The organism is Bacillus sp. FJAT-26390 (assembly GCF_001682865.1).
Lineage (GTDB): Bacteria > Bacillota > Bacilli > Paenibacillales > Paenibacillaceae > Pristimantibacillus.
The window spans coordinates 1,612,823-1,636,210 of the sequence record NZ_MAQX01000001.1 but is presented as its reverse complement, the minus strand read 5'-3'; the positions used below and the strand labels follow the sequence as shown (position 1 = coordinate 1,636,210).

The following is a 23,388-nucleotide window of genomic DNA, read 5'->3' as shown; positions in this document are numbered from 1 at the left end:
ATTCATGAGTAGAGATTTGGTGATATCAGGAACTGTTGAGCCTAAAAGGCAGGGCAAGCATATCGGGCGAAAATTGGAGCAGGGCTGGAAATCGATTAAAAAGAATAAAGTTTCCTACCTCTTCGCTGCCCCATATATGATCTTGTTTTTTGCTTTCACGGCTTTGCCCGTCATTATCTCATTAATATTAGGTTTTTTCTCTTTTAACTTGCTGGAAGCGCCTATCTTCGTTGGCATGGACAATTATATTAGGCTGTTTCTCGGCGATGATATTTTCATTAAGGCTATCGGAAATACGTTCCTGCTCGCCGTGATGGTGGGGCCGATCGGCTATATAATGTGTCTCGTGTTCGCATGGCTTATTAATGAGCTGCCCAAATCGCTGAGAACGATCTTAACCTTGATTTTTTACGCGCCATCCATATCGGGAAACATTTATTTGGTTTGGGGCATTTTCTTCAACAAGGACGCTTATGGTTATGCCAATGCCATTCTGCTTCGCTATAATGTGATTTCTTCACCTATTCTATGGTTCGAGAATCCGAAATATATGATGACACTTGTCGTTATCGTTTCTTTATGGACCAGTGTTGGAACGAGCTTCCTCTCTTTTATCGCCGGATTGCAAGGGATCGATCGCACGCTTTATGAAGCGGCGGCTATGGACGGGGTTCGAAATCGGTGGCAGGAGCTATGGTACGTAACCTTGCCTTCAATGAAGCCGCAGCTCATGTTCGGAGCCGTAATGAGCATTACCGGCGCATTCGGCACCGGTGCAATTGTTACCGCATTGTGCGGCATGCCGAGCAACAGCTATGCAACGCATACCATCGTTAACCATTTGGAGGACTATGGCGCCATTCGTTATGAAATGGGTTATGCCTCGGCTATAGCTACCGTTTTGTTTATTATCATGATCGGAGCGAATAAGATTGTGCAAATGCTTCTGGCAAAGGTAGGTGAATGAAGTGATTCAAATCAAGCTTCATCGTAGCAAGAGCGGCATTAAACGTTCCTTTTTCGCAGACTTTGGCATCTATTTGTTTTTGCTGCTGTTTGGCATTTTTATGATGCTGCCATTGGTTTATGCAATCTCTAATTCCATTAAACCGTTAGAGGAAATTTGGTTTTTTCCTCCTCGGTTTCTAGTGAATAACCCTACATTGGATAACTTCAGAGATTTGCTCGCCGTCATGAGCGACTCGTGGGTGCCATTCAGTCGGTATATATTTAACACCGTATTTATTACAGCAGTGGGTACGGCTGGCCATGTGGTAATCGCTTCCTTATGTGCTTATGTCCTATCCAAACATAAATTTCCTGGCAAAGGCATCATGTTCAGCACCGTTGTACTCTCGCTTATGTTTAGCGGTGTCGTGACCCAAATACCGAACTTTATTATCATTTCTTCCTTAGGCTGGATTGATTCCTATCAGTCTATTATTGTTCCGGCCTTTGCATCCTCTCTAGGACTGTATTTAATGAAACAGTTTATGGACCAGATGATCCCCGATGCCATATTGGAGTCGGCTCGCATTGACGGGGCCAGCGAATGGAAGATTTTTTGGACCATCGTCATGCCTATGGTCAAGCCCGCTTGGCTGACTCTTATCATTTTTTCAATGCAAGGTTTATGGGGAATCGGTGCGAATCACTTCATCCAAAGCGAGGAACTAAAAACCTTAAACTATGCATTGTCCCAAATCTTAGCCGGCGGTATTGCCCGCACAGGGACGGGATCGGCTGCAGCGGTGCTAATGATGATTGTGCCTATCATCGTGTTTATCATCTCTCAGTCAAAAATTATTGAGACCATGTCTGCATCAGGCATGAAAGAATAGGCATGGAAGGGGAAGAATGCGGTGGTTAGAAAAGAGTGGATCTTGTTTTTTGCCGCACTATTAATGTTGTGCAGCTATGGAATTGAATCAGCTTCCGCCATGGTTCCATATAAAACCTATTTTTATGATTATGATGGGGAGTATCTCGTTTCTCCTGACGCTTATGTGCCTGACAAGGTGTTAAGCGCCAAGGATATGGGAATGACGGACAAAGGGCTGAATCAGCCTTTGGATTTGTTTGTTGACGATCATAATTGGGTTTATATAGCGGATACCGGAACGAACAGAATTATTATTCTGGACGAACAGTATCGGATAAAACGAGAAATTACGGAGTTCGTCCATGAGGATGGCGTTACAAAGGACCAGTTCAACAGTCCGATGGGCATTTTTGTGTCAGAGGAGGGGCTGATTTACGTTGCCGACTCCAAAAACGCTAGAATTGTTGTCCTTCATCAGGATGGAAGCCTGGCTAAAATGTTGAACGCTCCGGATTCGGATGTCTTTCCAGTCGGCTTTATCTATGAGCCTTCGGCTATTGGCGTAGATCCGTCCGGTCTCATCTACGTCATTTCGAAGAGCACGAACATGGGTGTCATTGCCTTGAATGCCGACGGTGGATTCGAAGGTTTCGTAGGCGCCGAGAAGGTAGTGCCCAAGGTGTCTGATTTGTTCTGGAAGCTGGTAACGACCAAAGAGCAAAAGAGCCGCACAGCCAAAAGCGTGCCGACCGAGTATAACAATATTACGATCGATCAGCTGGGTTTCGCCTATGTTACGAGTAGTGCGATTCATGCGAGAAACCAATACAGCGCGCTCGTTAACCGAGATAAATCAAGCAAGCATGCCCCCATTAAGCGGCTGAACCATACAGGCATCGATGTTTTGAAACGTAATGGAGCTTTCCCGCCTGCTGGCGATATTCAAACTACGGATAAGGTTTCTCGTTTTATAGACGTAGCATTGGCGGAGGACGGGGCATACAGTACGCTCGATTCCTCGCAAAATAAGATTTTTACTTATGATGACGAGGGCAATCTTCTTTATGTATTTGGCGGGTACGGAGCCCAAAACGGAGTGTTCCAAAGTGCTTCCGCGCTTGCTTACCAAAGCGATAATCTTCTCGTTCTGGATAAGGATACGAGCAAGTTGACCGTCTTCAGACGAACGGAATACGGCGATAACATTGCAGCGGCGATTCATTATCGGAAAATTCGGAATTACGATGAATCAATCGCAGCTTGGCAGCGGGTTTTGAAGATGAATCCGACGCTTGAGATGGCATATTCCGGCGTTGCGCAGTCTAACATGCGCAAAGAAGAGTACAAGGAAGCGATGCACAATTACAAGCTTGCAAATGATTGGAATCATTATTTTAAGGCTTTTGCAGAGTATCGGAAGGAAATAGTAAGCAAAATGATTATTCTCATTCCGATCGTTGCTGCAGCCATTCTGTGGCTAGTGTACCATTTTTTCAAATATGCAAAGAAGGTAAACGCTGCTGGCTGGAGAAAGCCGGGCAAGCGAACGCTATGGGAAGAACTGCTTTATTCCTTCCATGTGATGTTTCATCCTTTTGACGGGTTTTGGGATTTGAAGCATGAGAAGAGAGGCAGTGTTCGTGCCGCTGTTATTATCGTTGCAGCCGTTATGGCTGTAGACATCTTTAAGCAGCTGGCAGGCGGATACATCTTGTACCCTTCCGACTGGCGTGTAATTGAAATTTACGATACGTTCCTTAGCGTCCTAATTCCATTTGGCTTATGGTGCTGTGCAAACTGGGGTCTCACGACATTGATGGATGGTGAAGGAAGCCTGAAGGATATTTTTATCGCGTCCTCCTATTCGTTAGTGCCCATGGTTTTGATCACGGTTCCCGTCACCCTATTTAGCAACATCGTCGTTTTGGAAGAGCAGCAGTTTATTACCTTTTTTACAACTCTTGCGTTAGGCTGGTCTCTCGGGCTCATATTTATAGGCGTGTTGGTGACCAATGATTACAGTCCATTCAAGAATCTCTATACCTCTGCAATCTCGATAGTAGGAATGGGGTTCATCGCTTTCCTTACGGTGCTGTTCATTAACATCCTGCAAAATATGAATACCTTTTTTAAGACGATCATCAATGAAATTACGTTTCGGTTGTAGAACTGGATGGCGAATAGGAGGTCAGCTATATGAATGTCAAGGGGATCATCTCTAGACTATTAGTTTTAATGGTTGCCCTTTCGATAGGGGTTCCGACAAATGGAATAACGGCGGAAGCGGTCGAATCAACAAAAACGGACAAAGCCAGCTCGCCCAACATGAAAAAAGCAGTAAAGGATGGCGGCTTGGTTACTGCTGCTGAGAATGATCGCCTCCTGCTGTACTTCGACAATGCATCGGGCGGCGTGGCGGTTGAAGATAAAGCTACAGGAAGTAAATTTTATTCCAACCCTCCAAACGCTCTTGAAGACCCGAAAGCGAGCGATGCGATGAAGCAGGAGCTGATGTCGCAGGTTAAGGTTGTCTACAACGTTAAAGGCAAAGAAGGCGACCTGGAAATGAATAGCTACACCCATGCCATGAAGCTGGATCAAGTGAGCTGGGGGAAAATCGATAACGGCTTAAGAGTAGACATGGTAATCGGCCGCGAGGAGCAGCGAATGCTGCTGCCGCGTCAAATTACGAAGGTCAGCTTTGAGCAAAATGTTCTTGATCATATGGAAGCGGAAAGGGATAAGAAGAAGCTATTAGCCTATTATATCCTCTATGGTCGTGCCGATTCGGAAGGAAGCAAAGGCCAGGAGCTGCTTGCGAAATATCCTATTTTGGAGAAGGAAGATATTTATGTATTGAAAACCTCCGTAAAGGAGCGGGACAAAAAGGTATTGGAAAACTACGTTAAAGAGGCGGGCTATACGTACGAGAAGCAGGAGGAGGACTACGCGGAGGTCGGATACAACGGAGATGATTCCGTATTTCCTTATTTTAAAATGAGCCTTGATTACATGCTTGCGGACAGCGGCTTAACGGTCACTCTTTATAATGGGGACATTGAATACGATAAATCTCGCTTCAATCTTGTAAAGCTTTCTGTGCTGAATTATTTCGGCGCCGGGCAAACCGGCGAGGAGGGTTATATCCTTCTTCCTGACGGCTCGGGGACGCTCCTGAATTTCAATAACGATGCGAGCAAAAACACGTTATTGACGACGGGTAAAATGTACGGACCGGATTATGCCTTAACGCAGTCGCCAAGAGGCAGCTACAAACAAGAGTTTCGAGTGCCCGTGTTTGGCATCAAAAAGGATGGAGCAGCATTGTTCTCCATTATTGAAGAGGGAGATGCGATAGCGGATATTAACGGAGTTATGGGCGGTATCAATCATTCCTATAACACGGCTTACGCTAACTTCACGATTCGAAATAAAGACTCTTTTATAGCAAAAGATGCTTTTGAGCAGGCGCCTTGGATCATTTACGAGAAAAATGTATACGGCGGAAACATCGTCATGAAGTACTTCTTCCTTACTGGAGATGACGCGAATTACGTAGGGATGGCAAAGGCATATCGACAGTATCTCGTTGATAAAGGAAGCTTGAGCAAAGTAAGTGTAGATGAGAATATACCATTTTACTTGGACACAATGGGATCTGTCGATAAGATGGTGCGGAAGCTGGGGATTCCTGTTCGCAGCCAAGTGGCTGTCACTTCCTTTGATCAAGCGGGGCTGATGCTGGATAAACTTTCTCAAAGCGGTATCGAAAACATTAAGTTTCGTTATACCGGTTGGTATAACGGGGGCATGAGCCATACAGCGCCTACAAAAATGAAGGTAGAGTCCGTGCTCGGCGGTGCGAAGGGACTGCGGAAACTGGCAGAGAAAGCAGAGAAGCTGGGGGCGCAGTTGTTCCCGGATGTGGATCTTCTTTATGTTTCTTCTAATAAAGCCTTTGATGGCTTTAAGCCGCAAAAGGATAGCATTCGCTCCTTGTTTCAGAAAACAAGCTACAAAGGTCTGTTTAACGTAGCTACGTTGGAGTATGAAAGCAGCGTATGGGGAATTAATCCGGAGAAGATTCCTGGATACTTCAACAAATTTGCCAAAGACTATAACTCGCTTGGATTAAAATCGCTATCCCTATCAACGGTGGGAGAGAGCCTGAATTCCAATTTTAAAAACCGCGATCAAATCAATCGGCAGGACTCGAGAAAAATAATGACAGACGTTTTAACCAAAGCGAAAAAGGATTATGAGGACATGATTACAGACGATGGAAATGCGTACACCTTTCCTTATGTCAATCATATTTTGAATTTGCCTGATCAAGACAGCTCCTTCTCGATAGCAGATGAGCAGGTGCCTTTTATTCAAATCGCGCTGCATGGCTACATTGGGTATGCCAGCGAAGCTTTGAACTTGGCGAGCGAGCTGCGTCCGGCCGTTTTAAAAGCACTGGAATATGGCAGCGGCGTTTATTTTAAATTGAATTACGGAGAAAACAGCCTTCTGAAAGATGCATCCTTATTCGATGATCTATACGCTTCCCAATTCGATGATTGGGAGGAGAACGCTGCAGCCATCTATGCAGAAATGAACAACGTATTGAAAAATGTTCAGGATCAGGCGATCGTTAACCATCAACAGCTTGGCGAAGATGTCTACAAAACAACTTATGAAAATGGTATGGCGATTATTGTTAATTACAGCGATAAAGCAATTGAGGTTGAGGGAACCGCAGTAGATGGAATGGGTTACGCGGTCATTAATCCGTAAACCAAGCGAGGAGGATCACCGGCAATGAACAAATTGTCTGCAGCCATAAACAAAAAAGAAAGGTTTAGGCTAACCGTGACGCAGAAGAGGGATCTGATGGGGTGGGTCTTTGTCAGCCCTTTCGTACTCGGATTTCTCCTGCTGTTTCTGGGTATATTCATTGATTCGTTGCGATTTAGCTTTATGGATGTGAATCTTTTAACTCAAGGTGGATTTTCGGCAAAATTCATCGGATTGGATAACTATCATCAGGTTTTAAGAGTGGACCCCAACTTTAACAAACAGCTTTACGGCGCTGTTCAGAACATGTTATTCGATATTCCGATTATCGTCATGTACAGCCTGTTTATTGCCGTTTTGTTAAATATGAAAATGAAGGGTCGAGGGATCTTTAGAGCGATTTTTTTCGTACCCGTCATTTTAGCTACTGGAATCATCGATAAAGCGGATTTAAGCAATTCGATTATGAACGCTTATCAGAGCATTCCGGGGCTTGATACCGGCGCTTCGATCGTCAACGAATCGTCAGGCGGAATGTTCAGCAATCTTGAGCTAAAAAAATATATGTTCCAAATGCTCGATTTCAGTCCGGCGCTCGTGAATATTACCGTTGGAGCTGCTGAAAACATATTTGCCGTAATTAATAGTTCAGGCGTGCAAATTCTCATTTTTTTGGCGGGGCTTCAGGCGATCTCATCGTCTATCTATGAATCTGCCAAAATCGAAGGCTGTTCGGCTTGGGAGTGCTTTTGGAAGATCACATTTCCGCTCATCAGTCCGTTAATTTTGGTCAATATTATTTACTCGATTATCGACTCCTTTACAGGAAGCAAAAACCAAATCATGCATAGCATTTCGAATGCGATGAAGCTTGGCCAATATGGCACTGCTTCAGCAATGGCTTGGATTTATTTTTTGGTGGCAGCGATATTTCTTGTCGTCATTGGATTTTTCGTCAGCAGATTCGTTTTTTATCAGAATAGGGAGTGATGGATATGCGGGCTAAATATTTAAATCTGCATGCAGTAAATGGCTTGTTCTGGTCGATTATTCGCTATTTGCTTCTCATTGGGCTGGCGTTTCTTATCTTGTATCCGCTGCTCGTAAAGCTTTCTAATAGTTTTATGAGCCCGCAGGATTTAATAGATGGTACGGTACGTTTTATCCCAAGGCAGTTTACCTGGTTTAATTACAAAACGGTAATCGAATATACGTCCTTTTTTAAAGGGCTGTCGAATACGTTCGGCATTTCTTTTCTAAGCGGAATGATTCAAATGCTGGTTTGTACGATGGTCGGATATGGGCTTGCGCGTTTTAATTTCAAAGGAAAAGGCATCGTATTTTCTCTGGTGGTGCTTACCATTCTGATTCCGCCGCAAACGTACATGATATCGCTATATATGAAGTTCAGCTTTTTTGATTTATTCGGTCTGCTGTCTACCTTTACGGGGGGGACTGTCAGGCTTATGGATTCCATGTGGCCGATGGCGATTCTATCGATGATTGGTTTTGGATTTAAAAACGGACTGTATATTTTGATTATGCGGCAATATTTTAAAGGAATACCGAAGGAATTAGAGGAAGCGGCGTACGTGGACGGCTCTGGCTTGTTTCGGACGTTCAGCATGATTATTCTTCCGCTTTCGTTTTCCATGATGATTACAATCTTTGTATTCTCCTTCTCATGGCAGTGGACGGATAGCTTCTATTCTTCCATGTTCTTTAGTCAAATCAAGCTCTTATCCAATTCGCTGCTTGTCGGTTTTGAAGGCTTGATGATGGAGGGCGCCACCATAGGGCTAAAACAAGGTCAACCTTTGACTGCTACTTTAACGAACACGATGTCGTTATTAGTTGTCATTCCATTAATTATTGTGTATCTGTTTGCCCAAAAATATCTCGTAGAGGGCATTGAACATAGTGGAATTGTAGGCTAACAATCGGAACGTTGCAAGAAGAAGGGACGGATGAAGTGAACTTTATGAAAAGTATGTGCTTGCTGCTTGTCGGTAGCTTTTTCTTGACAGGCTGCAGCGGAAAAGAGGAGCTTGTGGAAAACTATAATCATCAAGCGGAATGGGCAGAGGAAATGCTCATCAAGCATTATTGGGATAAGAATGGAAAGTTGATGAACAATGCTTATCCATACAGCAAAGAACGTGAAGAAAACCTGAACTACTGGTGGAAGGCTCACGCTGTAGATGCCATGATGGATGGGTATGAAAGAACGGGTGATGCTGCCTATACGGACATGGCAGAAGGGATCGTCAAAAGTATCATCAAGAAAAACGGGTCGCTGTTCAATGAGTTTTATGATGATATGGAGTGGCTAGCTCTTGCAGCGCTCAGACTTTATGATGCAACCAAAAGCGAGACGGTCAAAAGCTATGTATTAAAACTCTGGAAAGATATTAAGACAGCTTGGTGGGAAGACGAGCTCGGTGGCATGGCATGGAAAAAGGATCAACGAGAGAGTCGAAATGCATGCTCCAACGGTCCTGCAGCCATTTTGGCAGCAAGGATGTATGCGTATTTTGGCGATGAGGAAGATCTGGAATGGGCCAAAAAAATATATCATTGGGAAAAGCGACATTTGGTTGATCCCGAAAGCGGCCTTGTGTATGATGGCCTTAAGCTGGAGAGCAATGGTGATCTGAACGTCAATAAGAAATGGATATTTACATATAACCAAGGCACTTATCTAGGAGCGGCTGTAGAGCTATATAAGATTACAAATGACAAAGGTTATTTGGCAGATGCGGAGAAAACCGCCGTCTCTGCTATGAAATATCATACGGATGCCGAGTCCGGAATGATGAAGGAAGAAGGAACGGGAGACGGCGGGTTATTCAAAGGCATTTTTATCCGTTATTTAATCAATCTGTATGAAATCAACGAAAGCATCCCAATCAAAGAAATGATCCTTCATAATGCGGATACGCTGCTGTCGAAAGGCAGTACAAATGAAGTTGGTTTGTTTGGCACTGCATGGGATAAACCCCATCAAGAGCCTCTGGACATATCCGTGCAATTGAGCGGTGTATTCCTAATAGAGGCAGCTGCAAAAATAGAAAGGTTAGATTCGAAATAATGGTTACTGACGTAGAGGGGCAATAGCAAAGCTGTTGCCCCATTTCGCCTTTTCATATATTGATGTCGTGATAATAAAGATGTATAGTTGATATATCAAGATACTATGACAAGGTAGGTAGCCTTATGGAAAATCCTTTATACGAGCAAATTTTTAACTATATTTTCCAAAAGATCAATGATGGCGAACTGAAGAAAGGTGAGCGTGTTCCATCGGAAAAAGAACTGGCCGCCCACTTTAACGTAAGCCGAATTACTTCGAAGAAGGCATTGGAGATGCTCTCGCAATATAAATTAATTGAGAGAATACAAGGAAAGGGCTCCTTCGTAGCGGAGGTATTGCCTGACCTGAACGAAACGAAGCTGCAGAAGCAGATGGAAAGCGGTGAAGCGGAGCCGGTAAATGAGGATGGGCGCATTTTCGGTGTGATCCTTCCCGATTTTGGCGATGCATTCGGTGCTGATCTAATAAGGGGCATAGAGGAACAATGCGCAATAAACGGCTGCGTGATGATGATGAAGCTGACCTATGACAATCGTGAGGAAGAGGAAGCTGCAATCCGTACCTTCATTAAGCTTGGTGTTGATGGTATTATCGTATTTCCAGGCCACGGCGAGCACTACAATTCCGAATTGCTTAGATTAGTATTAAACGGCTTCCCGATCGTATTAGTAGATAGATATTTGAAGGGAATCGCCGCAAGCGCAGTGTATACAGACAACAGGAAGGCAGCGTATGACCTGACAAACATATTGCTGCGGCAAGAGGGGCGGCATGTCGGTTTCTTATCCACGCCAGCCGACAATACGACGACAATTGAAGATCGGATATTGGGTTTCAGCGACGCCTGCATGCAGCAAGGAATTACGCCTAAACCTGAGCATATCATGACGAATCTCTACAGCACTTTGCCGCAATCGTTTGAAACGATCAGAGTACAGTATGATATAGAGACGGTACGTCATTTCGTGGACATCAATAAGGACCTTAATGCGTATGTAGTTTCTGAATACAACCTCGCTCTCATTTTACGTGAAGTGCTGCTGTCTTTAGGAAAAAGGATTCCGGAAGATTATCAAATTGTTTGCTTCGACTCTCCTAGTCAGCCTTTTGACGATTATTTGTTTACCCATGTTCGCCAGAACGAGCGTGATACAGGAAGGAAAGCGGTAGAATTATTATTGCGTCGATTGAATAATGAGGTTACGGAATTAAACAACATTGTGGTGCATGAGATTGTTCAAGGGAATTCAACCATATCGATTTAACGTCAAAATGTTTCAAGGGACGATTCCACGAGCCGTAATGACGGCTCTAGATTCGTCCCTTTTTTGCATGTAATTATACACTTAAAAGATATAGATAACATATTGACATGTTGATATAATAAAAATGATATATTGATTAAAAGTTCTTTGTATCGTAGAATTTCAATATGAAGCAATTTCTGGAAGCTGAAGACCAGCAAGTCAATCACCATGACAAGACTGTCGAGATGACAGTCTTGTTTTATTTTCATTATTAATTCGTCCGATATTGAAAGAAATCGCACGTCTCTCTCATTTAAGCGTTGTTGGCCAGCCTCTATAATGACAGTAACCGAGGTTGGTCAGACAATATGAGAAAAAGAGGTGCAGCCATGAAGTCTTATGCGAATTTAACGGGCTATTTATTTATATCCCCGTTTCTATTCGGATTTTTTTTGTTAACGCTATATCCGGCTCTTCAATCGTTATACTTTTCGTTTACTGATTATTCGCTGCTGGAGCCGGGAAGCTGGGTCGGAACGGACAATTATAAGAGGATGTTTACGGCAGATCCCAATTTCTCGAAATCGCTTGGCATTACGTTTACTTATGTCATTTTTGCGGTTCCGCTTAAGCTTATGTTCGCACTGCTCGTCGCAATCGTACTGAATAAGCAAATAAAAGGGATGTCCTTTTATCGGACGATTATGTATTTGCCCTCGCTCATAGGCGGCAGCATCGCGGTTGCTGTTCTATGGAAAAACATATTCGGAGCGGAAGGCTTCATCAGCAAGATACTCGCTTTGTTTGGCATTGAAAACATGAGTATGGTGACGAATCCGGAAACGGCGCTCAGCACGCTCGTTCTGCTGCAGGCTTGGCAATTCGGCTCAGCGATGATTATCTTTCTGGCAGGCTTAAAGCAAATACCTAAAGAGCTGTATGAAGCCTCCGCGGTGGACGGAGCGAGCAAGGTCAGGCAGTTTTTCAGCGTGACGCTAACGATGCTCTCGCCTGTTATATTGTTTAATCTGATCCTTGGCCTCATTGGCTCGTTCCAAATGTTCACGCAAGCCTTCATCATCACAAAAGGTGGCCCTTTAAAATCGACGTATATGTACGCTCTTTATTTATACGAGAAGGCCTTTGGCGCTTTCCAGATGGGCTATGCTTCCGCTCTTGCTTGGGTGCTGCTGTTAATCATTGCTGCGGCTACCGCGATTAATTTTGCCATTTCAAAGTACTGGGTGTTCTATGAAAGCGAAGGAGGGAAATGACGATGAGTACTTTAAAGCGGATGAAGGCTCGGCATCTTCCAACGCATTTGATTCTAATTCTTGTTTGCGCGGTAATGATCTATCCAATTGTATGGTGGCTTGGCGCTTCTCTGAAAACGAATGCGGAAATGAGCCTCCCGGGCATCTTTCCTAGCGATCCGCAGTGGAGCAATTACGTGAAGGGGTGGACGGCCATACCGGACTATACGTTCAGCCGTTTCTTCACGAATTCATTTATTATCGAGCTGTTCAGCGTGGCGGGCTCCGTCGTATCGGCCAGCTTGGTCGCCTTTGGCTTCGCCCGCGTAAACTTCAAGTACAGCAAGCTATGGTTTGCGCTTCTTATGCTGACGATGATGATTCCTTCACAGGTTATTGTGATCCCGCAGTATGTCATGTTTTTTGATTTGAATTGGATCAATACCTATTTGCCGATTATTGTGCCCCATTTCTTCGGAGGAGGCGGATTCTTCGTCTTCCTGCTCGTGCAATTCATTCGCAGCATTCCGAGGGAGCTCGATGAATCGGCCAAAATTGACGGCTGCACGACGTTCGGCATTTATTTCCGCATCATCATGCCGCTCGTTAAGCCGGCGCTTGTCACCGTTGCCATCTATTCCTTTCTATGGACATGGGACGATTTTTTCCAGCAGCTGCTTTATATAAACAGCGTTGAGAAATTTACGGTAGGGCTTGCCCTTCGATTGTTTATGGATTCGCAGTCGAGCGTCGAATGGGGACAAATGCTCTCGATGTCGCTGCTGTCGATCATTCCTTCGGTAATCGTGTTCTTTTTGGCACAGAAGCAATTTATTGAAGGAATTGCAACGACGGGCCTAAAAGGGTAATACTTAGTAGATTCTTAGAAAAGGCGCAATGGACAGGGAGTCGCGCTTTCCGTAAGCTGAATGATGCTTTTGCCGTCATGAAGCTTGCGGAGAGAGCGATTCGTTTTGTCCATTTTGTCGTCTTTCCAAACTAGAGGCTAAAAGCCGTATAAGCCGGCGCGGGAGGTCGTTATTGCGTGTTGCGAAATCCGTTCAAAACCTATCGTATGGGCAGTTTGTACATGCTCACGTTCGGGGGCTTTTTGGTGCTGTTTCTCGTTCTCCTTATGGCTGTGAGCTATCAAGTAACAGCCGCCTACATGTCCAAGCAGGTGTCTGTCTATCAGCAGGAACTGCTTGATGAGGTTGGCAAGCGAATCGATGCGAAAATGACCTCGGTAGAGCAGGTCGCTTTGTCGATTACGAGAAATGAAGCGCTGCTTAACTATTTGAGAAACAAGCAAGCGGATGTTTACAGCAGAAAATTGGGGCAGCAAGAGTTAGGCTATTATTTATCCAATATTGTGTACAGCTGGAATGATGTACTCAGTTCCGTGCATGTGTATATGCATGATCCGCTGCCGATGATCGGCCTGCCGGCTGGATTCGAGGAAATGGACGATTTGCCGAAGGAGCCGTGGTATTCGCTCGTGAGCCAAAGCGATTATGCATGGATCGGCGAACGGGAGGTCGCAGCCGGGGGCCAGAATAAGCAGGCGATCAGCTTTGCGCAAAAAATATATTCGGATACGAATCAGTTTCTCGGCGTGCTTGTGCTGGACGTGAAGCCGGAGGCGGTGCGCGATACGCTGCTTAATGAAAGCAATAAGAACCGCGGAATTAAGCGAGTGCTGCTTGGTAACGGCCATCAGATGATGACGGATGCAGGTTTCGATCAGGAGGAGAACGTCTGGCTGCAGGACATGCTCCAAGCTGAATTTGCACATCCAAGCTATTTAAACGGCAGGAAGGTCGAACTCGGAGAGCCATATTTCGTGACTGAATCGGGAGACCGAAACGCACAGTGGCAGGTTATCCAATTCACCCCCATGAAGGACATAACCGAGGACAGCTCCAGAATCGCGTTAACGCTGGGAGCAATCGGCGTTGCGGCCATTCTGATCGCCCTCTTCTTCACGCTAATTTTTTCCCGCCAGTTTATGAAGCCAATCATGACGCTGAAGCAGGGGATGGACCGATTCTCGGTCGACAGGCTTAAATCTGAAATGCCGCGCGATTATACGAATGAGTTCGGCATTTTATTCCGTGGCTACGACGCTCTGACCGAACGGGTTACAGAGCTGTATGCCCATCAGGAGAAGCAATATATCAAGCAGAAGGAATTGGATGTCAAGGCGCTTCAGGCGATGATTAATCCTCATTTCCTGTATAATACGCTGGATCAAATCAATTGGATGGCCATTGAAGCCAATCAACCCAAAATCAGCGAAGTGCTGGAGCTGGTGGGCAAAATGTTCCGCATCGGATTGTCCAATGGAGATACGATCGTTACGGTAAGGGAGGAGCTTGCTTATATAGGAAGCTACCTGCAGATTCAGCAAATTCGGATGGAGCCGTTCAAACTCGACGTTTCAATTGAATTGCCTGAAGCGCTCGAGTCCTATTATATGCCTAAGGTGCTGCTTCAGCCGATAGTCGAAAATGCCGTTATGCATGGCTTTCACGGTCGGCAAAGCGGAGCTGTTCATATACAGGTAACGGAGCATCAAGAAGGCATAGCCTTTGTCGTTCATGATAACGGAAACGGCTTCCGGCCAAATCAAGACGAAATGCCGCAGCATCAGAAGAAGATGGGCGGCTATGGCATCCGCAATGTAGAGGAGCGCATTGAAGCGTTGTTCGGGGCGCCTTACGGCATTCAAGTCGTCAGCTTGCCCGGGGAAGGCGCTACAGTAACCGTCCTCATACCCAAACGGGATAGAGTGAACTATTATCGCTGATAGTCAATATTCAAAGGAGGAACGGATATGTGGAGAGCGGTCATTATAGAAGACGAACGGAAAATCATACAAATCATGCGGGGCATCGCCATATGGGAAGAGCTTGGCATAGAGGTGGTCGGAGACGCCCAGGACGGCCAAGCAGGCCTTGCGCTCATTATGGCTGAGCAGCCGGATATTGTAATCACCGATATTTACATGCCGGTTATGAACGGGCTTGCCATGATCGAGCAGCTGCGCGAGCGACGATTCGCAGGGAAAATTATCGTGCTATCGGGCTATTCGGATTTTGAATATGCCAGGCAGGCGCTGCGCTTACAGGTTGATGATTATTTAAATAAGCCGATTTCATTAACGACGATGAAGGAAGTATTGTCGAAATCGATCGCTGAGCTCGAGACGGTCATGAATGAACAGCAACAGAACGAGCGGTTGAAGGAAAAGCTGATGGTATATGAGCCCTACGTGCAAAGAAAGTGGATGAATTACGTCGTTACTGGTACACGTGACGCCGGCATTGGCGATATTGAAGAGGTGAATCGGAAATTCAGCGCTTGGGATTACAAGGGGCATCTTGTTATCGTCATTGAAATGGTGCGAACGGAGAGAATCAGCAAGCTTTCGATGGTCGACCATAATTTATTTTACTTTGCGCTGAGCAACATCATCGAGGAGATTGCAGCAGAAGGATGGCCCAAATCGGAGCTTGTCGAGCTTTACAGCCACCATTGCGCGCTGCTTCTTCATGTAAGCGGGGAAGGCGATGGAGCAGAAGCGGAAGCCAAGGCGATTAAGCTTGCGGAACGAATCGCTCATGCGGTCTATTCCTTCTTGAAAATCGAAATCGTGACAGGCATCGGCGGGATGAAGTGCCAATGGCGAGAGATCGCCGCTTCGACGGAGGAAGCTTTCAATGCGATCTATTTCAAAAACCGCCGATTAAGCAAGGAACATAAAGTATTTGCTCTGCCAGAATCGTTCGACAAGGAGCAATATCAGCTTTATCAGGAGCTAAAGCAGGGCATCTATCCATTCAAAATGTACCAGGAGCTGTCAGAGGCGGTCGCGCACGCGCAAATCGATCAAGCTATCGCCATTATACAGCGTTTCATCATCCAGCAGGACGGTATCAACAAAATACCTATCGCGTATATCCGCCACTTTTGCTCGGAGCTCTGGGGGCTTATCACCCATGCTTTATCACAGGCGGGCATCGACCAAGAGCAACGTCAAACCAACGATGAGAATTATGCCGCCATCGAAGCTTTGACCACGGCCAAGGAGATGGAGACGTGGCTTATTGGCAAGCTACAGCAGATTGGCGAGCAATTCCATGCCAACGCAAATGTGAAGCATCTTCAGGCCGTCGAATTTATCATTCAATACGTGCATGAAAATTATGAAAAGGAGCTGACGTTAACCGAAATTGCAGACGAGATTGGCATGTCGCGCAGCTATTTGAGCCATATTTTCAAAAAAACGACGGACGACACCTTTAATTCTTATTTGACCAAGGTGCGGATGGAGAAAGCGAAGGCGCTCATCATGGAAGGCAAACATCTAATCTATGAAGTCGCAGATAAGGTTGGCTACAAAAACGTGCCTTATTTCAGCACATTATTTAAAAAATATACGGGAATGAATCCGACGCAGCTGTTCGAAACGTACAATTCCGCTTTTTCGTCAAATATTGAAAATAATCGGACATCCCCCTCATATCCAGCGAATTAGCGCTATGTTACCATTCGAGTGTATCAACCTAAACATCCAAGGAGGGGCTTAAAAGATGAAAACCAAAAGGTGGTTGACTGTCATGCTGGCAGCAGCGTTGACGGTTTCGCTGGCGGCTTGCGGCGGCAAAAAGGAAGATGCTGCCGGGGAAGCAGGAAACACGGGGGACAAGCAGGTTACGTTAAGAGTCATGTGGTGGGGCTCGCAAACACGGCACGATGCAACGCTGAAAGCGATTGACCTGTATGAGGAGCAAAACCCGAACGTGAAGATCGTATCGGAGTACTCCGGCTGGGATGGCTACTGGGACAAGCTCGCAACGCTGTCTGCAGCACGGAATATGCCGGACATTTTCCAAATGGACGCCTCCTATCTAGGAGACTACGCCACACGCAGCCAATTGCTCGATTGGAGCGGTGCGGATTTGTCGAAGCTCGACGCCAATCTATTGGAGACGGGAACCGTAGAGGGCAAGCAAGTAGCGCTTCCTGCAGGAAGAAACAGTTATGGCATCGTTTACAATAAGGCGCTCTTTGCGCAATATGGCATCGAGGAACCGAAGGAAGGCTGGACCTGGGATGATTTCTTTGAAATGGCCCGCGATGCGCGCGCTAAATTACCGGACGGGATGTATCTCTCGAGAGACTTTTCGGCAGGCGAGTTAGAATACCGGGCTTATCAGCATGCAAAAGGCAAAGGTCCTTTCTATGTTGACAACAAATTGAATATGGATAAGGATACATGGCTGGAATGGTCCGGCATTTGGAGCCAGATCCGCAAAGACGGCGTTGTAGCTCCCGCAGAGCAAACGATCTCGGACGTTGAGCTTGACACGCAGTTCGATTCCCTTGTGAAAGGCACGGTACTGATGAAAGGCACGCATTCCTCGCAGATCGCCGCCTATGACAGCTTATTGCCAGGCAAGCTCGGCGTGGCTGCATTCCCTTCAGGCGCGGAGGCCGGAGGCTGGTTGAAGCCAACGTTCTACTGGTCGATAAGTGCGGGCACGAAGCAGGCCGAGGAATCGAAAAAGTTTGTCCTTTGGCTGCTGAATGACCCGGAAGCCGGCAAAATTTTAAAAACAGAGCGGGGCACGCCGGTATCCGATGAAGTGATGGCTGCGATCGAGGCGGACTTGACCGATGCCGATAAGCTGGGGCAGCAGATGCTGGAGAAGATCGCGAAGAACGCTCAACCATTTACGGCGCAGCCGCCGGGCTACAATGATTTTGGCCGTGACATGAACAATACGATTCAAAGCGTAATATTCAACAAAACGACGCCGGAAAAGGCGTACGAGACGATTCAGAAGCTTGCGGCCGATACGGAAGCCAGCTTGAAGTAGAAAGGAGCCCTTTGAAGTGAAGCTACCTTAATCGGTACAGAACTGGCTAACCGAGGCCGAAGATCGGCTGGGGCATCGCCCCAAGCTTCTCGCTATGTTTAAGCAGTGTTACCCGAACACACTCAGCACGACGACCAAGCTGCAAGGCGATGGCACAACCTTCGTTATTACGGAGACATACCAGCCATGTGGCTTAGGGATTCCAGCGCACAGGTAAAGCATTACCTTCATCTGTCGAAGGAAGACGCCGAGCTTGGGCGCATCATCGAGGGGCTGATATCTCGGCAAATGCAAAGCATCCTCATGGACCCCTAGCAGGCGCTCACGAGCACGGATGAGGCGGAAGTGGAGCGCTTATTGGAGACGCTGCTGTCGATCGATGCAGGGACGGCCTTTATGCACGAAGGTGTTGACGTCAACGATCCGGAGCAGTATACGCGCCCTTGGTTCGCATGGGCGAACAGTTTGTTCGGCGATCTTGTCAGCCGGCTGCTCCGCGAAGGCAAGCTATAAGGGAGGAGATTCGATATGAATTTTACGATATACGACCGGCCGGCAGCCGTGTTTGTGGAAACGGAAGGCTGGGAGAGGCTAGAGCCCTCCGGCCAAAGCGCATGGAGCGGCAATTCTGCTTCTGTGTCAACCGAACAGGCTGGAGGTCGAAATGAAATCAAGCTGTCGCTTGAAGCGAGCGGCGTTGAAGTCAAGACGGTTCGAATCCGCTGGAATAGCCCGTTTAGCGGTCCGATTACGCTGCTAGCCGACCATTGGGAGCGGGGGTACGGCGACCTCGGATGGATGGGGCTTCAGCCGGAGCGGGTGTTTCCCTGGTACGTGCTCATGCATGATGGAAAATCGACGAATGGCTTCGGGGTAAAGACTGGCCCTAGTGCGATGTGTTATTGGCAAGTCGATTCGGCAGGCGTCACATTGACGCTTGATGTCAGCTGCGGCAGCCTCGGCGTTCAGTTAGGCGCGCGACGGCTGGAGATGGCCGTTTTAACAGAGCGGAAGGGTACGGATTCGGAGTCATCGTTCGAAGCAGCGCGCCGGTTTTGTGAAATGCTGTGCGATCGTTCGTTAATGCCGGAGTTTCCCGTATACGGCGGCAACAACTGGTATTATGCCTACGGCAAAAGTACAGCTGAACGCATTTTGGAGGATTCGCGCTTCATTTCGAATCTTGCCGGGGAGAATGCAAACCGGCCCTTCATGGTCATTGACGACTGCTGGCAGCTGGGTGCCGGCGTGACGGGCAACGGTGGTCCGTGGATTGGCAACCGCGATTTCCCGGATATGGGGGAATTGGCGGCGCAAATGAAGCAAGCAGGGGTAAGGCCCGGCATATGGCTCCGGCCGCTCTTGACGCATGAGAACGTGCCGGACGCTTGGATTCGTTATACGAAGGAAGGACATTACCTCGATCCGAGCGTGCCCGGAGTGTTGGAATATGTAGCAGAGTTTACCGGCCGGATGAATGAATGGGGCTTTGAACTGATTAAGCATGACTTTACGACGTATGACCTTTTCGGCGGATGGGGCATGGACATGAAAAGCCGTACGAACAAGCTTCCTTACACCTTCGCCGACCGTTCGAAAACGAGCGCCGAAATTATTGCGGATCTGTATGGCACGATTGCGGCCGCCTCGAAGGACAGCATGATCATCGGCTGTAATACGATAGGCCATTTGGCGGCGGGTTTGTTCGAGATACAGAGAACAGGCGATGATACGAGCGGGCGATCATGGGAGCGTACAAGAAGAATGGGCGTCAACACACTTGCCTTCCGTATGCCGCAGCACGGAGCCTTTTTTAGCCATGATGCCGATTGCGTGGGAATTACGCCGCAAATTCCGTGGGAGCTCAATAAGCAGTGGCTGGATTTGCTGGCCAAGAGCGGAACGCCGTTGTTCGTATCGGCAGATCCTGGCGATCTGAATGACGAGCAAATCGATGCGCTCAAAGCAGCATTTGCAGCTGCCGCTGCTGAACGGGATGCGGCGGAGCCTTTGGACTGGATGTATAATCATTGTCCGGCGAGCTGGCGCACGGCTGACGGCAACGAAACATACGAGTGGACGGGACGCGACCGTTTGCCGCTTACAGACGAAGAAAACCATTGGTGGCTGTAGCCTGAATTAGCTTTGAGTTGGAGGGGGAAGGACATGGATGCATGCAAGGGGCAGGATCTGATTGATTGGCAGTACCGGAAATCGGCTCCGGATGCGGACCCGGCTTCCCACTCCCACACCAAATGCGAGCTGTTTTATTTTCACAGCGGACAGGCGGATTATTGGGTGGGGGATAACAGGTACGAGCTGCGACCTGGCGATATGCTGATTATGCAGGGTACGACCCTTCATCGTCCGGACATCATTCGGCAGGCGCCTTACGTCCGGACGGTGCTCCATTTCGAACCGCGGATCATCCGGTCCTTGGAGTCGAAACCAGAGACCGAAGATCGTTGGCCTGAGGTGCTTCGTCCTTTCTACGAGCTTCAGCATTGCAGGCTGCGCCTCAATGCCAGGCAGCAAACCGAAGCAGAGCTAATGCTAGCTAATATGCAGCGGTGCTACGCCCGCGGCGATTTTGTCGGCAGCAGCCGATTTCAGCTGGGCATGGAGGATATGTTGTATTGGATTTATGATTTATGCGGTCCATACATGCTCTCGGTGAAGGACTGCTCCGAGCCCGAGCGGCATGTGCAAAGCATCATCTCCTATATAGAGAGATTTTATATGGAGGAAATAACGCTCAATCTGTTGCAGGACAAGCTGCACTTAAATAAGTTTTATATGAGCAAGCTGTTCAAGGAGCTAACGGGGAAAACGATTATGAAATATTTGTATACCCGCCGTGTGAATCAAGCCAAAGTGCTGTTTCAGGAGCATCGGCACCTGTCCGTGACGGATACCTGCTACAGTGTGGGCTTCAAGCATGCCTCTCATTTCACGAAGGTATTCAAGCAGGTTGCTGGAACGACGCCGGAGCATTATAGGAAGCATGCGCACGGGCGTTGATCATGAGTCGGAGCACAGGCGTTCAATCCTTACGGGGAGGGAACGCTTTTTTTTCAGGAAGCAGGGGAGGGAGTAGCGCACAATGACAAATTTACAGATACAAGACAGTATTTACGGGAAAACGGGAGCGGATATCGATGCTGCGCTGCATGGGCTATCCAATCGTTACGTTGCGGAGCATCCGGCACAGCCTTACGTATACCGCGCTTTTAACCGAGAGGGCATTCAGCGTGCGGAGGATTTTAGATATAGGTTCAACCTGGATGAACGGTTCCCCGAAGCGCAGCCCGGACAGCATAGCTACGCATGGGGAAAGGTATGGAGCGATGTTTCGGATGCGGAGCTGCAATGGTCGGTGACCGCATACTGCCCGCTAGAGATTTTCGTAAACGGCAAAAGCATTTATCGCTCCTTGCCGCATGAAGAGAATGAGAGGCAAACAAAGGGTTGCGGCTCCGTCCTTGGCCAAGGCTGGAACGACGTAGTGTTAAAATTCACGAAAACGCGAGCGGGCTTTGGAGGCGCGTTCGGCACGTCGAATACGAAGTGGGTTATTTACCATTCCGTCATTGCATCCGAAGAGCGTGAAGGCCAGGAAGGCTGGTTGTTCAGCGAGCCGATTCAGCAGCCCTTGCCTGTGGAGCAGTTGCCAAAGGCCGGCCAATCCGAGATTGGAAATTCGCTGAATTGGCATCCACGGCTTGGATGGCAGGCAGAGGAGCAGGCTGTTTCGCCATTTTCGCGATTGTTCGGCGCAGGAGCGGGGCGGACGGGCTTCGCCTGGACGCGGCTGCATCACCCGGCAGTTGGCGGCGGTTGCCGCATAAAGGGCGTCGCCGCTAGCGCTATTACGGTGTTTATCGACGGTCAGCAGGTTTACCACGCCGACCAGCCTGGCGAATTTGATGTAACTATCGATTTGTCTTTCGGAGAACACAGCCTCATCATCAAGCAAACGGCTGCGAGCGAGTGGGGAGTCGATGCAGCGATTTGGAGCGGTGATCGAATAGTGCCTTTTTCAAGCCCGATAGAGGTAAAAGGCGGTTTTGGTAATTGGCTGTATTTGGGACCGTTCGTGGAAAACCACATTCCCGAAATCGGGCAGCTAAATGAGCTTTATCGTGTTTTTGAGGATGGGGAGCAGGGGACCTACTGGAGAATTGATGCTCCCGGCACATGGATTCGGCCTTATATGGAAGCAGCGCTGTTCGGAAAATGGAATTATCCTTTGGGTGTTACGCTGTATGGGCTGTTGGAGGCCGGAAGAAAGCTTAAGCGGAATGAACTAGTTCGCTACGTTTCTGATCACGTCGGTCAAAGTACATCTTGGTATGCGTATATGAAATGGGACCAAAGGCAATATGGCGCTCCGGGCATATTACATCCCATTGCCCACATCGACAGCCTTGACGATTGCGGCTCGTTTGGTTCGATCATGCTTGAGGCGCTTAAGGATCATGGTGAGCTGCCGGGAGCAGAGCGGCTTGCCCATGAAATCGGGCGCTATATGGTGCAAGTACAAGAGAAATTGCCTGACGGCGCCTTCTACCGCGAGCATCCTCATGGCGCGAATACGTTATGGGCAGATGACTTGTATATGGCCGTGCCTTTCCTATGCCGATATTATCAGCTCACGGGGGACGAGTCTTATGTAACCGAAGCGGCAAAACAGTTCTTATTGTACAAAAAGTATTTGTTTATGCCAAAGAGCGGCATGATGTCCCATGTCTTTGACTTTAAGCAGCGTTTGGCGACCGAGGTGCCTTGGGGGCGCGGAAACGGCTGGGTGCTTTTCTCGCTGTCGGAGCTGCTTGCCGTTCTGCCGGAGGAACATTATTTACGGGGCGAGTTGCTTGGCATGTTTCAAGCGTTAAGCTCCAGCTACCTTGCTTACCAGAGCGAAGAAGGGCTGTGGCGCCAGGTCATTGACGAGATGGATGCCTACTTGGAGACATCTTGCACGGCTATGTTTATCTATGCCTATTCCAGGGGCGTGCGCAGCGGCTGGCTGCCGGATGTTTCCGCCTTTGCGGAAAGCGCGTACCGCGCTTGGGAAGGATTGACGCGTCATAGCATTGACGCAAAAGGGAATTTATACGGCGTATGCCGAGGCTCAGGCTATTCTTTCTCCAGCCATTATTATAAGTACGACCTGCACACGCAGCTTAATGACACGCACGGCATTGGCATCGTGCTGCTCGCAGGAGTTGAGATGCATCGTCTTCTGGATTGGCTGAAAGAAAATGGTGATGACGAGCTTATTCAAGAATGATCAGATCGATGA

Annotated in this window: 16 protein-coding genes and 2 pseudogenes; all 18 read left to right on the top strand. The window is 47.6% G+C overall.

Annotated features, from left to right (window positions below; genetic code table 11):
* The first annotated feature begins 4 nt into the window (after positions 1-4).
* The 18 genes and pseudogenes from A7975_RS07630 (at position 5) to A7975_RS07555 (ending at position 23,376) form a co-directional block, all read left to right on the top strand.
* Positions 5-967: a carbohydrate ABC transporter permease gene (locus A7975_RS07630; RefSeq protein ID WP_065384687.1), complete on the top strand. Its 963-nt coding sequence runs from the start codon at positions 5-7 to the stop codon at positions 965-967.
* Position 968: 1 nt separating this feature from the next.
* The gene (locus tag A7975_RS07625; protein ID WP_442950629.1) at positions 969-1,841 is read left to right on the top strand and encodes a carbohydrate ABC transporter permease; all 873 of its coding nucleotides are present in this window, start codon (positions 969-971) and stop codon (positions 1,839-1,841) included.
* A 21-nt stretch (positions 1,842-1,862) separates the two neighbouring features.
* Positions 1,863-3,989 (top strand): YIP1 family protein, encoded by a 2,127-nt coding sequence (locus A7975_RS07620; RefSeq protein WP_065384686.1) that lies wholly within the window; start codon positions 1,863-1,865, stop codon positions 3,987-3,989.
* Between the two features lie 29 nt (positions 3,990-4,018).
* Positions 4,019-6,604 (top strand): DUF5696 domain-containing protein, encoded by a 2,586-nt coding sequence (locus tag A7975_RS07615; protein WP_065384685.1) that lies wholly within the window; start codon positions 4,019-4,021, stop codon positions 6,602-6,604.
* 24 nt (positions 6,605-6,628) lie between these two features.
* Positions 6,629-7,594, top strand: a complete 966-nt coding sequence (locus A7975_RS07610; RefSeq protein WP_053376526.1) for a carbohydrate ABC transporter permease — start codon at positions 6,629-6,631, stop codon at positions 7,592-7,594.
* A 5-nt stretch (positions 7,595-7,599) separates the two neighbouring features.
* Positions 7,600-8,541: a carbohydrate ABC transporter permease gene (locus A7975_RS07605; RefSeq protein WP_053376525.1), complete on the top strand. Its 942-nt coding sequence runs from the start codon at positions 7,600-7,602 to the stop codon at positions 8,539-8,541.
* 44 nt (positions 8,542-8,585) lie between these two features.
* The gene (locus A7975_RS07600) at positions 8,586-9,695 is read left to right on the top strand and encodes a glycoside hydrolase family 76 protein (RefSeq protein WP_255314217.1); all 1,110 of its coding nucleotides are present in this window, start codon (positions 8,586-8,588) and stop codon (positions 9,693-9,695) included.
* 125 nt (positions 9,696-9,820) lie between these two features.
* Complete coding sequence (locus A7975_RS07595; RefSeq protein ID WP_065384684.1) at positions 9,821-10,963, top strand: GntR family transcriptional regulator; 1,143 nt, start codon at positions 9,821-9,823, stop codon at positions 10,961-10,963.
* Between the two features lie 371 nt (positions 10,964-11,334).
* Entirely contained in the window at positions 11,335-12,219 is an 885-nt protein-coding gene (locus tag A7975_RS07590) for a carbohydrate ABC transporter permease (protein WP_082198029.1), read from the top strand.
* A 2-nt stretch (positions 12,220-12,221) separates the two neighbouring features.
* Positions 12,222-13,067, top strand: a complete 846-nt coding sequence (locus tag A7975_RS07585; protein WP_231637539.1) for a carbohydrate ABC transporter permease — start codon at positions 12,222-12,224, stop codon at positions 13,065-13,067.
* Positions 13,068-13,243: 176 nt separating this feature from the next.
* The gene (locus A7975_RS07580; RefSeq protein ID WP_065384682.1) at positions 13,244-15,007 is read left to right on the top strand and encodes a cache domain-containing sensor histidine kinase; all 1,764 of its coding nucleotides are present in this window, start codon (positions 13,244-13,246) and stop codon (positions 15,005-15,007) included.
* Between the two features lie 27 nt (positions 15,008-15,034).
* Positions 15,035-16,738: a response regulator gene (locus A7975_RS07575; protein ID WP_065384681.1), complete on the top strand. Its 1,704-nt coding sequence runs from the start codon at positions 15,035-15,037 to the stop codon at positions 16,736-16,738.
* Between the two features lie 55 nt (positions 16,739-16,793).
* Positions 16,794-18,083 carry an ABC transporter substrate-binding protein gene (locus A7975_RS07570; RefSeq protein WP_065384680.1) on the top strand — a complete coding sequence of 430 codons (1,290 nt, stop codon included), beginning with the start codon at positions 16,794-16,796 and terminating at the stop codon, positions 18,081-18,083.
* A 67-nt stretch (positions 18,084-18,150) separates the two neighbouring features.
* Positions 18,151-18,395: pseudogene (locus A7975_RS32895) on the top strand (glycoside hydrolase family 125 protein); the annotation flags it as partial.
* A gap of 15 nt (positions 18,396-18,410) precedes the next feature.
* Positions 18,411-18,596: pseudogene (locus A7975_RS32890) on the top strand (glycoside hydrolase family 125 protein); the annotation flags it as partial.
* A 15-nt stretch (positions 18,597-18,611) separates the two neighbouring features.
* Positions 18,612-20,216, top strand: a complete 1,605-nt coding sequence (locus A7975_RS07565; protein ID WP_065384679.1) for an alpha-amylase family protein — start codon at positions 18,612-18,614, stop codon at positions 20,214-20,216.
* 33 nt (positions 20,217-20,249) lie between these two features.
* The gene (locus A7975_RS07560) at positions 20,250-21,104 is read left to right on the top strand and encodes an AraC family transcriptional regulator (RefSeq protein ID WP_065384678.1); all 855 of its coding nucleotides are present in this window, start codon (positions 20,250-20,252) and stop codon (positions 21,102-21,104) included.
* A gap of 82 nt (positions 21,105-21,186) precedes the next feature.
* Positions 21,187-23,376 (top strand): glycoside hydrolase family 88/105 protein, encoded by a 2,190-nt coding sequence (locus A7975_RS07555; RefSeq protein ID WP_065384677.1) that lies wholly within the window; start codon positions 21,187-21,189, stop codon positions 23,374-23,376.
* Positions 23,377-23,388: the final 12 nt, after the last annotated feature.